Genomic DNA, 14,834 nt, shown 5'->3' with positions numbered 1-14,834 from the left:
ATTATTTGATGAATTTCAGGGCGCTATTCCTAAGTATACAAAGAGTTTTAGGCATCTTCTCCAGTAGGGAGAATGATGTGGCTGAGTTAATGATGAAGGATGTTTCGAGTCTTTCACCATTTGCTCAGATTATAGGGGATCAGAAATACACTGTACCGGATCACCCGAATCTTGAAGTCCTGAAATTCATTGAGTACCCAACTCGGCCAGCTGGGATACAAACGTTTAATGAGCAGTCTATTCTTTCTCTTTACAGAGATAAACTGCACTCAATCTCTATGATGCTGGCAATAAGTGATGGAGACATCCGTGAGGATGCCTTTACCTTCACCAATCTGGTTTTAAAACCATTGATTGAATACATCCGTTGGATTCATTTACTTCCTGCTTCAGAAAACCACCACCATAATGGTATTGGCGGATTGTTGTCACATAGCCTGGAAGTTGCAATGATTTCTTTAAAAAATGCCAATCATTCTGAATTGCGCCCAATTGGGTATCAGGATGAAGAAGTCATTCGCCGAAAAGTATATCTCTATGCCGCTTTTATCTGTGGCCTTGTGCATGATGCCGGAAAGGTATATGACCTCGATATAGTAAGTCTGAATCTGAATGAAACTTTAACATGGGCGCCAAGCTCGCAAAGCCTGCTTGACTGGGCACGTGAAAACAATGTTGTCGAATATGAAATACATTGGCGAAAACGCATTCATAACCAACATAATATATGGTCAAGCGTTTTCCTTGAGAGAATATTAGATCCGGTCTGTATGTCATTCCTCGACCGTGTCAAAAAGGAGCGCGTCTATGCAAAAATGGTTACGGCACTGAATGTCTATAACGATGGCAATGACTTTCTGTCCAAATGTGTAAGAACCTCAGATTATTATTCAACGGGAACTGACCTTAATGTATTGAGGGACCCGATAATGGGTCTGCGGTCGAATGATGCTGCGGCAAGAGCAATAGGTACCATTAAGCATAACTTCACCAGTATTAATATTAATAACTATAAATCCAAACCCATGCACATCATTATTGTAAACGGTGAAGTTTACCTCAATGAAAACGCCTTCCTCGACTTTGTACTTAGTGATTTTGCGGCCCACAAGTTCAACTTCCCACAGGGGGATGCAGGTAAAACTGTACTAGTAGAGTCGCTGGTTCAACGGGGTTATGTTGAGCCTTACGATGATGAGCGTGTGGTTCATTATTTTATTCCCGGGACATACTCGGAAAATGAAATAGCCAGCATCTTCCGAAACGGTATCGGTAAGCTGGAATTTTATAATCTCCTGAAACTTCGCTGGATCGGGTTAATTTTTGACTCATATAAAATCCCGGATTCTGTTCCGGGCCTCTTCAGCGTTAATGCAAATAAAGATTTCATCTATATTGATGAACAGAAAACTGTAACAGAATACAGAAGGCCGGTCCCGGGTCGTGAGTCTGTTACCAGAGTAACGGACACCGTAAGCGACGCCATTGAAGATACTCCACAATACGGACTCAAACTCGTGAACGGCCCTGATGCCGACAGTGTCAACGGTAAAAGCAGTGAAAATACTGAAGCCATCACAGAAAGTGTGGAGGCGGCTGGCACGGATAAAGCAACCGATATTATTGATCCGCAGGTTACTACGCCAACAGATACAGCCGGAACAGGCGGCTTGGATGAAAAGGAACGGGTAGAGGAACATGAAGAGCAGAGTCAGATGCGTCTGGTCGAGCAGCTGCATGAAATGCTTCTGAGCGCCCCACTGCCCCACAACGCAGTCATTAATATTGATTCCGTACCTTACCTTAATCTCGATGCTGCTATTGCGTTAATCCCTGGTATTGATGAGGCGGCATTTTGTGATGGGCCCTTTTTCCAGCTGACGTACCGTGATGGATCACTGGATGGTATGTGGATAGTCCGTGACGTAAACAATCTACGCCTGATACAACTGGGGGATAACTGTGCTGGTATTCAGGTGAGTACCTCGGAACCCCGAACCACTTCTACGCTGAAGTCGCTTTTTGATACGTCAATGTACCAGCCGTTGGATATCCCTGAAAGTCCATCATTAAACGAAGCGGTTTCGCCCCCACAAACACCGCTTGATCTCCCTCCGGCGCGACTGAATACCCCCCAGGCTGTAGAGGCCAATTCGGTAGCTGAACAGATTAACGCCCACTCCGAACCGGAGACCGTCACTGCTTCTGAGTATGAGCAATATGGCCACCTGCTGGAAGAAACCCTAGATAGCGATAGTGAGGCATATTCTGACTTTATAGTCGCCGACAACTCTGTGGTTGAACCCCCCCAGCCTGAGGCGAAAAATAGCGATGTCGCCGAATTCCATGATGAAACAGACCAGGTCGTTGCGCCCGGTAAATTGAATGATCCTGAGGATACCAGAGAGCCACCAGCTCCCAATACAACCGGGAAAGAAGTAATTTTAACAAGTCCTGTGTCATCACAGGACCCTATAAAATCGGAACCCGCCGGGGAGAAAGCGAACCATCTATCTCCGGCCCTGGCTCGTCTGTTTGCGGTAAACACTCAAGCAGAGAAGAAGCATGAAAATCCGCCGGTCACGACTCCAGTGAAAGAAGCCTTTAATCGATCCAACTCTGCCACAGTTCAGGCTCCTATTGCCGTTGACCAACCTGGTGCAGAAGAAAAGGAGACACTGGAAGATTTTACCCTGCTAAGTGGCGGTGAAGTTACAGAACTTGAATACGTCGAAATTGCCACAATGCTTCACCACATTCTGACTAAGTTATCTGGGTCGTTTAAAAGAAAGCGGAAAAACCGATTCATGGTTTTGACCCAGAACACCTTTTTTCTGACCCAGTCATGTGTTGAAAAATACGGGACGCAGTTAAATGCGCCTGAGCTTTTTAACCAGCTTCCTCAATACCAGGTCACCTCCGGCGCCATAGTCAATACAAAATGTTTCGCATTCAACATGCCAACTCTGGTAGCCGCATCCGACCGGGCAAAGGTCGATATTGAGTTAATCATTAACACACTTAAAGATGTAGGGAATCTATAATGGCAAAATCAAAAAGGACCAACCTGCACGCCCAGGAAAACTTTTACAGGCCGATATTGGAGTACAGAAGTGCCTCAGTACTTTTAATTTGCGCCATAATAATGCTGTTTATGGGGTTTCGATCAGATGGGTTGAATATTGCCCCCATCATTTTGTATACCGCTGCCTTCATGCTTTTGGTTTGTTTGTACCGCTGTAAAACGGCATACCCTTATTTGATGGCGCACTGGCGCGTGTTTCAGCGCCAGATTATGTTTATTAGCCTTAAATCGCTCAGGTCGATCAACAAAAGTAACTTTTTCTCTAACGAGCGAAAGTACCGCCAGCTGGTACAAGAGTATAAAAAATCCAACCGTCAGGTACCGGACAGAAAAACCTACTTCTGTAACGGCTTTGAATGGGGTCCCGAGCATGCAGATCGCGCGTATCAAATTGCCAATCTCTCAAGCGATAAAAGAGAGATAGCCCTGCCATTTGCCCTAAACCCCATAGCGCGGCATTTTGAGGCGATGGCCAGATCCATGGGTGGCAGTAACGCCATTTTTGCTGTTGATAAACGGGCGCCAATTTTTGTTACCGAAGATAACTGGTTCGGCCATACCCTCATTACCGGAAACGTCGGTACCGGTAAAACAGTCCTTCAGCGGTTATTGAGCATCAGTATGCTGCATTTAGGCCACGTCATTGTGGTTATTGATCCAAAGAACGACGCAGATTGGCGGCAGTCACTTATGGATGAAGCGGCGGAACTTGGGTTGCCATTTTATAAGTTTCACCCTGCCCAGCCTTCTTCTTCAGTGTGTATTGATGTCTGCAACGCTTATACCAATGTTTCGGACCTCACCTCACGCCTTCTTAGTCTGGTTTCGGTTCCCGGGGAAGTTAACCCATTCGTACAATATGCCGAGGCTCTCGTTTCAACTGTGATCACCGGTCTGTCTTACACGGATAAAAAACCGTCGATATATCTCATTCATAAAAACATGAAAAGCCACATGGCAATCCTGAACCTCACCGTAAAAGTTCTGGAATGCTGTTATGCACGGCACTACGGGCCCGATGTATGGATGGAAAAGGTGAAATATTCTTCGAATGATACTCTACAAGTCCGCTTTAAGCGCCTTGTTGAATGGTTTTCTGCCCACTTCTTGAATTATGAAGGTGCCGAGCCCATTGATTGGATTGATACCGTCGGCCGGTTAGTAGATTATTCTTTGTCTGATCCTGAGCACATGTCAAAAATGACAGCGGGTATTATGCCGCTGTTCAGTCGTCTGACCGAACAACCACTGAATGAATTGCTTTCGCCGTCACCTAATTCACTCACTTCGCGTGAAATAGTCACTTCAGATGGAATATTCAGTACCGGAGGTGTTCTCTATATCTCGCTCGATGGTCTTTCCAACCCGGAATCCGCCCGGGCTATTTCGCAGTTGATAATGTCAGACCTGACGTCCTGCGCGGGTAGTCGCTATAACTCTGATGATGGTGATATGTCCTCACATTCAAGGATCAGTATTTTCGTCGACGAAGCACACTCCGCAATCAACAATTCAATGATAAACTTACTCGCTCAGGGTCGTGCCGCACAAATTGCATTGTTTATTTGCACGCAAACCATTTCCGATTTTATTGCAGCAGCAAACATTGAGACTGCAAATCGTATTACGGGTCTGTGTAACAATTACATTAGCCTGCGGGTAAACGACACCCCAACGCAAACGCTGGTTGTAGAAAACTTTGGTAAAAGTCCAATTAGTACAAATATGGTCACGTATACGACAGGATCAGAAACCACTTTGCCGCATAATAACTTCTCTGGTTCGATATCAGAAAGAAAGCAAACAACGCTGGAAGAAAGTATTCCGAAAGAGCTTTTAGGCCAGGTTCCAAAATTTCATATTGTGGCCAGACTTCAGGATGGTCGTAAAGTCGTCGGGCAGATCCCGATTGCCGTAAGTGAAAACTCGATGAGACCCAATACAACATTATTGGAGATGTTCCTGAAACCCGCCGGAAAAGTAACTTTGCGTCAGAATGTGGGTTTAGACTATTTAAATAAACATCTAAGGAAATTGCATTGATGGACGAGCAAATTACTCTGACACAAAATCAAATTTTCAGTTCATCTCTGAAAGTCAGTAAAAGCCGTTCGCTTGTTAAACGGCGTATGCAGTCATTAGGCCTGAAGTTTGCCGATTCGCAGGATGTTCGTGACCGTCTGGCAGGGATTGAAAAAGGTGCTTTGAAATCTGTGGGGCAATTTTGCCATGACAACGATGCTGAGTCTTTATCAGCGCTGGCTATTATCCTTTCCGAGCTTTTTCTGCTCCAAGGGGAACTGTCCACCAGCAATGAATACGGTGACCATGAAACAAGTTACTGGTCCGTAGCTCAGGGACCTTGTGATGAATGGGTTCAGTCTCTTCTTACGAGCGAAGACGGACAGCGAAAATTTATTGGTTTTCGCATTACATTCGACAATTCTGAAGAGCGCCGCCGCCTTGTTGATAAAAATTCAAAAATGCTGGGGAGTTATTTACTTCCCTATTTTGTCAATTTTACGAGTGCTGCATCGGCGTTTATTACGCTGCCTGACAGCGTCACGTTTAAACAAGTACAACGCAATAAGCCACTCATTCACCCTGAAACCACATTAAGTCACATTCTTACCATAGAAGACTCGGCGTTTCTCTCTCGTATCAAATTTAAACTAATCTCGGCGATTGACCGCCTGCCCGACCCGACCGGGCTATATGCCAATATGTTCAACCACATTATGGACCGGGCACTATTAACACACCTCGACCGGGAGCAAATTGATAGCCCTTGTGTGTGCAAAAAGGTCATCTCAACCTACGCAGACACCATGCTAACGCTCCCGGTATTTAATACAGGGATCACCGGGAGATACCGACACTGGACGCCCTGGGGGATTAATTTTGTTGAGTTTAGCCGTCAGGCTGCAAAGGAAAAAGCCTGTGTCTATGTTCCTGAACCCGGTCAAATTCATTGGAAAAGTCCGGAGCATAAGGAACTGGCTGAGTTCAGCCTGATCAACCACATAATCCCGCAGCAATACCACTGGTTGCTGGGTGTGCCAACAATCTGGCGAAGCCACTACCGTGACCATGGCGACCGATTAGACTTATTCAGGGAGTGGAGGGACGCAAATGGCTGCGGATAATTCTGCACGGGCAGTATTCATCAGAGGACTGCTTTTTTTAGGGATGATGCTTTATCTTATTTATAGTCTGGGCTTCCAGAATACTGACGATCTAAAGCAACAAATCACTCAGGAGGTGAACGCCAGTCGTAGCCTCATTTCTAATGACCGGTGGTTGTCGGTTATTGCAAATAGTGAAGCTACTTTGTCGACTCTGATTAATGACTATAAGCTGATCGAATATCTGAATACGATACTGATCCCGGAAACGACGAAACCTGCGCGTGGGCTGAATTACGTTGCAGAGAAGATGTCATCGGTAAACTACACTGTGGCAAAGAATCTCCCCTTGCTCATTTATCAGTCCATTTTCCGCTGGAATCTGATACTCGGCTGGCTGATTGTGTTTTCACCTTACTTAATTGCTATGCTCGCTGACGGCATGTATCAATGGAAATTAAAACGTTACGTTTTCGGTAATGTAACCGTTCAGTTTTACAGGATCTGGTTCAGAGCCTTCTGGATAATTGGTGCATTAACCTTTGTTTACCTCTCAATGCCTAATATGTCTCTTTTTAACAATATCGCTCAACTGTTCCCCCCTGTCGCATTGCTGATATTGGGAATTGCACTCAACCGCTTGTGGTCTAACTTTCAAAAACTTATGTAATAAGGTGGTCAGATGTTTAACCGTAAAAATAAGAAGTCACCTGCCAATATCAAAGAATCGCTTGATGAGAACGCTGACCGTTTTTATAAGATGTTCCGAATCCATACCACCTCAAAAGTGGTTATTTCCCTTCTGGCATTAGCAGCAGCAGGGGTTTCGGCCTTTAATATTTACGATAAGTATCAGGAATCAGAAGGACGAATGGATCATATTGCCGTCGTGCGCATATCGGGAGAAATGGGCACCGGGTCAGAGGCCGGTGACGGTTCTGTGATAGCCGCAGCACTGGCAAAAGCGTACAACAACCCGCATGCCAAAGCTGTCATTATCGAGGCGGAGTCAGGTGGTGGCGGACCTTCAGACGCGATTATTATTTATCGCCAGATTAATGCACTTCGAAGCCACCAGCAGAAGATTGAACGTATTTCACATGCGGAATCCGCAAGCAAGACCCGTAATACGGGTGATACCAGTGCTTCACGCTCGCAGGACGATATCAATGCCGAACAATCGAAACGCAATACCCTGGAGGTCCTCTCCGCCGGGAGTGGCCGTTTCATTGCCGATATGGAAACCAGCTATAAGCCTATTATCGTTAGCGTCAAAGGCATTTGTGCTTCAGCGTGCTACTACGCCGTGTCCCCTGCTGACGCCATTTATGCAGATAGCAGCGCTCTGACCGGCTCGATCGGCGTACGAATGGATCACTGGAACCTGTCCCGCGTCATGGATACGGTCGGTGTTAAAAATGAGCCGCTCACAGCAGGGGAATTTAAAGCTGCACTCGACCCTTATCATCCGCTTTCCGAGGCCACCCGGGATTTTATGCAGAAGCAAATCCTGGATTCCATGCATGAAAAATTTATTTCGGACGTTGAGCAAGGCCGGGGTTACAAACTAATTAGCCGCCCGGAGGCAAATGCTGTCGCTCTGTATTCCGGCCGGGTATGGACAACGCAGCAAGCAATCCAGTACGGTCTCATCGACGGTGACCTGACACCAGTCGAGGTCCGTTCGCGTCTGTCTCAAATGTATTCGACCACTACATTCAAAACGTACAACGAGCCGCAACGATCGCTTCGCTCCGCGCTCGGTATGTTAATGAGCCTGTCAACCAACATCGAAACGCTGGCGGGCACAACCTCCCGGTTACTTGATTCTGTTCAGGCCACCAGCTATCCGACGGTGAAATAAGATGGACGTGATCCTGATGGCGTGGCGGGTGATAGCAATAAGTATTATTGCCCTGGTACTCATTGTGCTTTATTGCTTGATGGGATTCGTATCGTCAGCCATTGCTGAACGCAGGACGGCCAAGCAAATTGAAGCGTACCTTCCTGATGATGCAGAAGGCCTTCTGAGCGATTTAACTCTGCCGGTTAGTGCCACTGGCACCACGCAGATTGATCACGTCCTTATCGCCTCTCATGGGCTCTACGTCATCGAGCAGAAGAACTATGCTGGAAAGCTCTATGGGAAGCTGGATGAAAGCCACTGGCGAAAATGGAAATCGTCAGGGACACTAAAGTTACAAAACCCGTTCAGGCAAAACTACGGTCACATCAAGGCCATTCAGTCTACATTACGCGCCAGCGAACTGGAGTGTATCAATGTTGTCATCATTAACGGGCCCTGCAAGTTTGAAGGTGAGAAGCCAGACTGGCTTTGCATGGGTATGGGTGATTTTGTTCGGAAAGTCACTGAGCGGCGCCAGTTAACTGTATTCAAGCCTGAGGCAGTAAGTTATATCCGTGGGGAGCTGAAGTTAAAGAGAAAGCCTCCTGGCCTTTATACTGATCTGGACCATATCCACAACGTTACCACCAGATACAAAACAACTATGCGATTGGAGCAGCGTATTACCTATAACCTTTTGCGCTTTCTTCGGAATCTACCGGGTAAAATATTCGGTTCGACAAAGTAAAAAAAAGCCCTGCTAATTTATGCGGGGCTTTTTTATGGATTCAACACCGGAATATTTTGCCATGCTTCCTGCATAATTTGCATGACCTCCCCAATGGGTAGCGACGGCCATAAGACTGTGTCAGTCATGATTACGCCAACCGGCTCACATTCAATGGGAACCAGAATTAAAATCACACGAGTCCCTTTAACCTGATACGCAAGATTAACTACCGCCTGTCTGTAGGTTGCCAGAACACCAGAACCGTACTCCGCTGGTTTGCTGGCCCAGTTCCGTACCAGAGCATAAGCCTGCGGCATATAACGATTATCCAGAACGCCCTGTGGCCGACGAAAAGGCACAATATCATCGGAGCGGTAGATAGTAGTGGTGGTTACGTTGGCCGTTGTCATTATTAAACTCCTCCCGTCCAACCCTATTAAATCTGAATGAATAGGGTTCAACTAACAGTTCCTAGTCGTGAAAACTGGCTAGTGTAGCTAGAATTTTTGTTCCATTTGTTGAGCTTCAAAATCTCTCGTTGCCTTCAATAATGAAGCGCCACTGTAGTACTCCGGTTCAGTAATATCATCCTCTTTATTCAACCATTGCGAGGCTGATTCATTGCCTGTCTTAACTGTACTCACATCGCTGCCTTGGTATTTGGGCAACATTACGGCATCCACTTCTTGATAAACGCCATTGCGTTTCACCAGGATTTTAACCGCTTTCGCTTTGCTGCGTTTTTCGCGCACTTTATTAACCAGATACAGCACGACAATCCAGCCTACCAGTACGTAAAGAAAAGTATTCATAATGCCCTCCTTTGTATGTGTCCATTATACCAGGTTCCGTCCCAGCCCAAATAGGTTCGGTGCATGAAAAATAGACTTTCCCGCTTGAATCTGCAAATCACCTCCGGCGTGCCTTTGCTGCCCCGAGAGATATTTTCTTTCCGGATGCGTCTGACAGATTCAGAAAAGGTACTTTTCTGCACGACGGATTTAATTTAGATTCTCTGACTTCACGCCCCACCAGCCAGAGCCCACGGCCGCAACCTTTACGAAAAAAACCGTCAAAATTACCAATGTCGATAGCTCCCCACCAGCGGACGCCTGCGAACAGCATCAATCACCACCACCCCCACATCCGCCACCAGCGTCACCACCACCCCCACATCCACCATCACCGCCTGAGGTATCGGGGGTAAAGAAGGAACCATTTCCGTCGGCAATCCCCCCTCTCTTACTATCCTGCGTATACCGACGCCCTTCGGTCTGGGAATGGCAAAGTGCCTTTTTATTACGGGCTCTCAAAAATAGACAGCAGAAAAGACATACAACCACATAGAGGGTTAAAACAATATGGAGAATCATAAGCACCAGTGAAATCCTGTGAGTCATCGTTAATTGTCTGAGTATTTATATCAAAGTCCCTCGCGCTTAATTTTTGCTAGCACGTCCCTTTTCTCTCGATCGCGAATTAAGATGGCTCAGTTCAGTTACAGACGACACACCGCAGGCATCCGCCAGGCATATCTACACGCAGGTCGGGAGGTCACGACGATTTCTTTCCGGATGCAAGATACCTTTTCAGTTCCCCGGCGCCATCTCGGCACCGGGCGAAACCATCTGCATGCGGGTCAGACTTATACCACCAGCTGTGGGCCCCGGGCAGACCCAGACTCCCTTCCCCGTTTGCCAGCACTGACAGCTGAGTCCATAAAAAGAAACCCGGAGTTACCGGGTTCTTGTGCTGATCAGCTGGCCTTCAGTCCGTGGCTTTGCAGGTGGCTATTGAGCGCATCATAGGCATCGGGTTCATAATTCCAGTTACGCCAGATCAGCTGGCGATCGTGGTCGCGATGATTACGGATGGCAATCTGGAAATGGCCTGCTGGCTGGAGGTTTTCGATAAAGACGTTCTGGTAACCGGCGGCAACGGCGCGGGCTTGAGCCAGTGATAACGGTGATTCGTTGCTGAAAAATCCGCTCATGGGCATTTCCTTCATAATGGCCAGGCCTGAGCCTGGCACTGGGTGTCAGGCCACAAGGCGTTTCGCGAGTTTAACGAAGTGATCTTGGTTGTTGTAGAGCGGCATCTGATAGGCCCGGTCTGAAATAAACATCCGGATCTGGTCAAACGTCATGCCGCAGTTAAAGCCGGTTTCGCTGACATTAGCCCGGGGAAAATCGGCGCAAAATTCGTTTAACACCTTCTCATGGACAATGCCGATATTAAGGAGTCCGGCAGGTCCGTTATCACGGAAAGACACCACCCGGAATGCACCGTACCAGCCCGACTGGCAGAAGAAGGTAAACGCCTGGTTCGCAAGTCCGTTAAACAGCTCGTAACGCAGGCTGGCACTTAGCGATTGACTGTCCAAGCAGTACACACGGTTGATGAAGACGCCTGGGTCGATATTTGCAGGGGTCTGCCCGTAAGCAATACACGGCATAGGCATTTCCGCAGTGTCTTTGTTATCACCAATTACTTTATATTGGGTGGCGATGATATCCGCCAGCATTGATCCACCAAGTGTGTTAATTGCTGCGATGTCGTTAATCTGAATATTAAGATTTTTCATATTTCACCTCGTCGTTTTTTATTATTATTCCACAATCGGTTTCGTGGCTAATAACCTGAAGTGAAATATTTAATAAATAATTCAGTACGACAGACACAAGCCGGTTGACCGTTCAAAAATGTCCTGTAAATGAATACCACAGACATCCAGATTAAAGCGGACAAGCTCTGCTTCATTATTTGAAGTAGAAAATAAATAAAAATCAAATCCACCTGTATTATCATCTTTGAAAATTCTGAAGGAATTATTATCAACAGCGTCGGCCAGTTCAACGTGAACGCCATAGCGCACTTCACCGTCGTCAAACTGTGCAATTCGGCGCACAGATTTAAGACGGACAAATTTCGCCAGCTCCAGTTCGGGCGCCTGGGAAAACGTCAGTGCCTCGAAGATGAGATCAGCCGTTTCATGTTGCTTCCTGCGGTCGAACTCAAACAAACCGCCACCGTTGTTGCGATAGACCGGCTGAAGCGCATTGACCAGGTTGAACGACTGCCGGTTCCTGTCATATCTGTACATTTAAAGGTACTCCAGACCTGCCAGCATCCACCAGCAGGACATAATGTGATTAGTGCCAGTCGGCGATCAGTTCTTCGCACTGCAAAAAGGATAAGCACTGCTGTGCCAACACGGGCAGTACGGCAATGTTGGGTAGGCGGTTGTAACACCAGGCGTTAAACAGCATCTGCCACGGACCGGCGTAGTAACCGGCCATTTTCTTTTTTTGCTTCGGAGTACGGCACGCTGAAATAGCCTGCTGATAGAGACTTTCATTTTCGGCACCTGAGCGTTGTTGCAGTGCCTTGTAAATAAAGGAATAGAGAGAGTCGGAACAATTAGATGCGTAAGCCAGACTGGTTTTCATAATACCTCCTGTTTTTTGGTATTATATAAAATTCGACCTGCTAGCTAATAACCTACACTGAATATATTTTTAAATTCCCATAAATATTAAATATGGACGAATGTGGATTTAAGCGTTGTAAATTATTAAAACCATATCTTATTCTACCATTATGTATTCCCTACAATACGCTTGCTAATTCGTAATTTTGCAGTTATTTGAATATCACCATCCTAAAAGCTGGTAGCCACCTATTTTCCCTCGGATGTAAGTTCACAATAACTCTGTTTATTGCCTGTTCAGTGGCGGTTAAGATTTATAAATGGGTGTGCCATTCGTCAAATCGGTATCCATGGGGTTTGCAGGTACTTATTAAAACGGATCATTCACCTTTTACGTTTACTGCAAACGAGCGTAAGAATTCAGTTGCAGCTCTGCGTCCGCCTGCTGTTGCAGCACGTCCATCACCCGGCTGAGCATGGTCAGCGCCTGGGAGGGGGAGCCGCCAAAAGTCACTTTAATTTCGTTGGTGGTGTGGTGCTGCTCCAGATCGAGAATATTCACTTCCACGTCTTCGCCCTTCTCATCCTTCGCCGTACACTGAATGCTGACCCGGGTCACAGGGTCCTTAACTGTCTGCAATGGTGCCTTCGTGCTGACGTTGATCGCGATATTCTTCATTACCCTGTTTCTCCTTGACCTGTGGTGGTAACCGACCCTACCGGGTGGAGGGTCGGTCAGAAAATCATGCCTGGCCCTGTTGCTGCTTTTCGGCATGCTTACGCAGGTACTGCGTGAGATTGCCGTGGGCTTCACAGATGGCATTCATCTCATCATTGGTCAGCACTAAGGTGTACGTATCGTCGCTGAGGTTCTTAGCGGCACGTTGTTCTGCTTCTTCCGCAATACGCGAAAAAAGCGGGATTGCCGTGTCCGCAATCGTCGTCACGGTCTTTTTGTTGAGTACGCTGGAGACCGATACAGTTTTAGGCTCTGGCGTTTTGATCGGATCTTTCGCCTTCGGCTCCGGGGTGTTTTCCGGAGTTGGCTCCGGGTTGGTCCCAACATTCCCGTCCACCAGCTGCGGCGGGGTGGTCTCATCCGTAGTACCTTCGACGGATGTTTGTTCCGTCACGGTGGTTTCAGGGGTGTTTGCGTTCGTTTCCTGCACGACCGGCGCTTTCGGCTGCATGGCTGCATCAATGTTGCCAGCTTTGACGAATTTAAGGGTTTTGGCCGTCGCCTTGCCATAGACGTCGATGGCTTTGGTGATATTATTCACGGCCTTATCGCCGCTGTAGAGATATTCATCCAGCGCGACATACATGCTCACTTCCCCTGTCACCAGCATAACCTGGAGGGCTTCAGGCAGGTCCAGGACGCGAACCATCTGACGCAGGTGCTGTTCTGTTTTACCGCGACGCTTGGCCAGTTCTGCGAACGTTTTAGGTTCTTCAGCATCTTCGACCATCCGTTTGATGGAGAGCGCCTCAGCCACGACAGACAGAGCCAGATTAGAGTTACCGTCCAGCGTAAACTGTTCGGCACTGGCGCGGCTACCGCGAAACTCCTCGCAGCGAATTAACGAAATCAGTTCACGCCCTTCCTCTGCCAGCTCGATGTTTGCCATAGCGGCGGCGCGGATACGACATGCCCCCTGACGCAGAACAGGACGACCATTCAGAACCTGCACGACGATAGCTGGTACGCTTAAAGGCTCAGACTTATAGGACTCTTTAAGACTGTTCAGGTGGGCTACCACGTGGGGTAAGGAGTAGTAGCTTTCTCCCATGCCAGCGGTACGGGTGTTAAAACCTTCTTCCTCTTCGACCACTGCCGGGTTGATGACCAGACCATTGCTTTTGCGTGCGCCGTTACCGGAACGCTCCAGGTAAGTGCGCAGGCTGATATCGTTGTTAGCGGTTTTTACATCATTTTCGATAGTGGACATTGTGGCCTTCCTTTTAAATTTTCGTTTAGGGTGGTTGTTCGCTACAACACAACAATACCAGGTTCGATTCATTTCCTAATAACCTGAGGCGAAAAAAAAAGTAACTTTTTTTCCCGGGGTAATAGTACGTGATCCGTCCGTTTTAATTTTTCGCTAAGGAGGCCAAATTTAACTTTAGTGTGAAATCGGGTACCAAAAAGCCGGAATTTATCGAAAAAGTTACTTTTCCGTCTGCAAGAACCCACAATAATGCAGAACCGTCAGCATGAAAGGTGTTACATGCGCTGAAGGGAAGATGAGTAAGAGGGGAACTGCGGCGTCACAAGGCATCTAAAGTTACTTTTCCAAAATATGGAATGGCAATCTATCTATCGCTATAAAAGAATAACCGGGATCACTGTCGAACATCTCAACGCGGGGCAGGTAGAATGAGGGAATTAAAATCGGGCCAGGCTAAATCTGCCCGGCCATCGGGAAAGGATACGGCGGCATGGGTCTTACACGAGATAATGCGAATGTATGGTCTTTTCCGGTTGCGACTGTTGGGTTTCTTTCTCACCTGTGGCTAACCGTCGGTATTCGGCGTCACAAAACATCCGTAAGTTGGTAAAGACTTTCTCCATAAACTCAGCGTGAGCAAACGACTCACCCGGGGATTGTGTACGTTCT

15 protein-coding genes are annotated in these 14,834 nt (G+C 47.2%); 6 read left to right on the top strand and 9 right to left on the bottom strand.

All coding sequences use genetic code 11. The features are described 5' to 3' along the window. Positions 1-8: 8 nt before the first annotated feature. From mobH to C3406_RS23305, 6 genes are read left to right on the top strand one after another with little or no spacing between them, the layout of a single operon-like run. Positions 9-3,044 carry a MobH family relaxase gene (gene mobH / locus C3406_RS23330; RefSeq protein ID WP_015063004.1) on the top strand — a complete coding sequence of 1,012 codons (3,036 nt, stop codon included), beginning with the start codon at positions 9-11 and terminating at the stop codon, positions 3,042-3,044. Continuing rightward, complete coding sequence (traD, locus tag C3406_RS23325) at positions 3,044-5,128, top strand: conjugative transfer system coupling protein TraD (RefSeq protein ID WP_040113316.1); 2,085 nt, start codon at positions 3,044-3,046, stop codon at positions 5,126-5,128. Before mobH ends, traD begins: the two co-directional genes overlap by 1 nt. Next, the gene (locus C3406_RS23320) at positions 5,128-6,231 is read left to right on the top strand and encodes a hypothetical protein (RefSeq protein ID WP_015063006.1); all 1,104 of its coding nucleotides are present in this window, start codon (positions 5,128-5,130) and stop codon (positions 6,229-6,231) included. Before traD ends, C3406_RS23320 begins: the two co-directional genes overlap by 1 nt. Then, complete coding sequence (locus tag C3406_RS23315) at positions 6,218-6,880, top strand: IncC plasmid conjugative DNA transfer DtrJ family protein (RefSeq protein WP_015063007.1); 663 nt, start codon at positions 6,218-6,220, stop codon at positions 6,878-6,880. Before C3406_RS23320 ends, C3406_RS23315 begins: the two co-directional genes overlap by 14 nt. A gap of 12 nt (positions 6,881-6,892) precedes the next feature. After that, the gene (locus C3406_RS23310; RefSeq protein WP_040113315.1) at positions 6,893-8,074 is read left to right on the top strand and encodes a S49 family peptidase; all 1,182 of its coding nucleotides are present in this window, start codon (positions 6,893-6,895) and stop codon (positions 8,072-8,074) included. 1 nt (position 8,075) lies between these two features. Continuing rightward, positions 8,076-8,804 (top strand): nuclease-related domain-containing protein, encoded by a 729-nt coding sequence (locus C3406_RS23305; protein ID WP_015063009.1) that lies wholly within the window; start codon positions 8,076-8,078, stop codon positions 8,802-8,804. A gap of 32 nt (positions 8,805-8,836) precedes the next feature. Here C3406_RS23305 and C3406_RS23300 read toward each other — a convergent pair whose 3' ends face one another. From C3406_RS23300 to C3406_RS23260, 9 genes are all read right to left on the bottom strand, one after another. Continuing rightward, positions 8,837-9,196, bottom strand: coding sequence for a hypothetical protein (locus C3406_RS23300; protein WP_015063010.1), 360 nt, complete (start codon positions 9,194-9,196; stop codon positions 8,837-8,839). Between the two features lie 87 nt (positions 9,197-9,283). Next, positions 9,284-9,598, bottom strand: a complete 315-nt coding sequence (locus tag C3406_RS23295) for a hypothetical protein (RefSeq protein WP_015063011.1) — start codon at positions 9,596-9,598, stop codon at positions 9,284-9,286. A 266-nt stretch (positions 9,599-9,864) separates the two neighbouring features. Beyond that, complete coding sequence (locus tag C3406_RS26230) at positions 9,865-10,005, bottom strand: hypothetical protein (protein ID WP_154591402.1); 141 nt, start codon at positions 10,003-10,005, stop codon at positions 9,865-9,867. A gap of 537 nt (positions 10,006-10,542) precedes the next feature. Next, positions 10,543-10,779: a DUF905 family protein gene (locus C3406_RS23285; protein WP_032610472.1), complete on the bottom strand. Its 237-nt coding sequence runs from the start codon at positions 10,777-10,779 to the stop codon at positions 10,543-10,545. Positions 10,780-10,824: 45 nt separating this feature from the next. Beyond that, positions 10,825-11,370: a hypothetical protein gene (locus tag C3406_RS23280; RefSeq protein WP_032610473.1), complete on the bottom strand. Its 546-nt coding sequence runs from the start codon at positions 11,368-11,370 to the stop codon at positions 10,825-10,827. Positions 11,371-11,451: 81 nt separating this feature from the next. Next, positions 11,452-11,889: a hypothetical protein gene (locus tag C3406_RS23275; RefSeq protein WP_015063013.1), complete on the bottom strand. Its 438-nt coding sequence runs from the start codon at positions 11,887-11,889 to the stop codon at positions 11,452-11,454. 49 nt (positions 11,890-11,938) lie between these two features. Then, on the bottom strand, positions 11,939-12,235 hold the full coding sequence (locus C3406_RS23270) for a hypothetical protein (protein ID WP_040113314.1): 297 nt from the start codon (positions 12,233-12,235) through the stop codon (positions 11,939-11,941). Positions 12,236-12,613: 378 nt separating this feature from the next. Next, a complete protein-coding gene (locus C3406_RS23265; protein ID WP_032610475.1) occupies positions 12,614-12,895 on the bottom strand; it encodes a hypothetical protein in 282 nt (93 codons plus the stop codon). A gap of 64 nt (positions 12,896-12,959) precedes the next feature. Beyond that, a complete protein-coding gene (locus C3406_RS23260; RefSeq protein ID WP_032610476.1) occupies positions 12,960-14,165 on the bottom strand; it encodes a DNA-binding protein in 1,206 nt (401 codons plus the stop codon). Positions 14,166-14,834: the final 669 nt, after the last annotated feature.

The sequence above is a fragment of the Leclercia sp. LSNIH8 genome (assembly GCF_002920195.1).
Classification (GTDB): domain Bacteria; phylum Pseudomonadota; class Gammaproteobacteria; order Enterobacterales; family Enterobacteriaceae; genus Enterobacter.
Note: the sequence above shows the minus strand (reverse complement) of the source record. Positions and strands in the feature narration are given on the sequence as shown.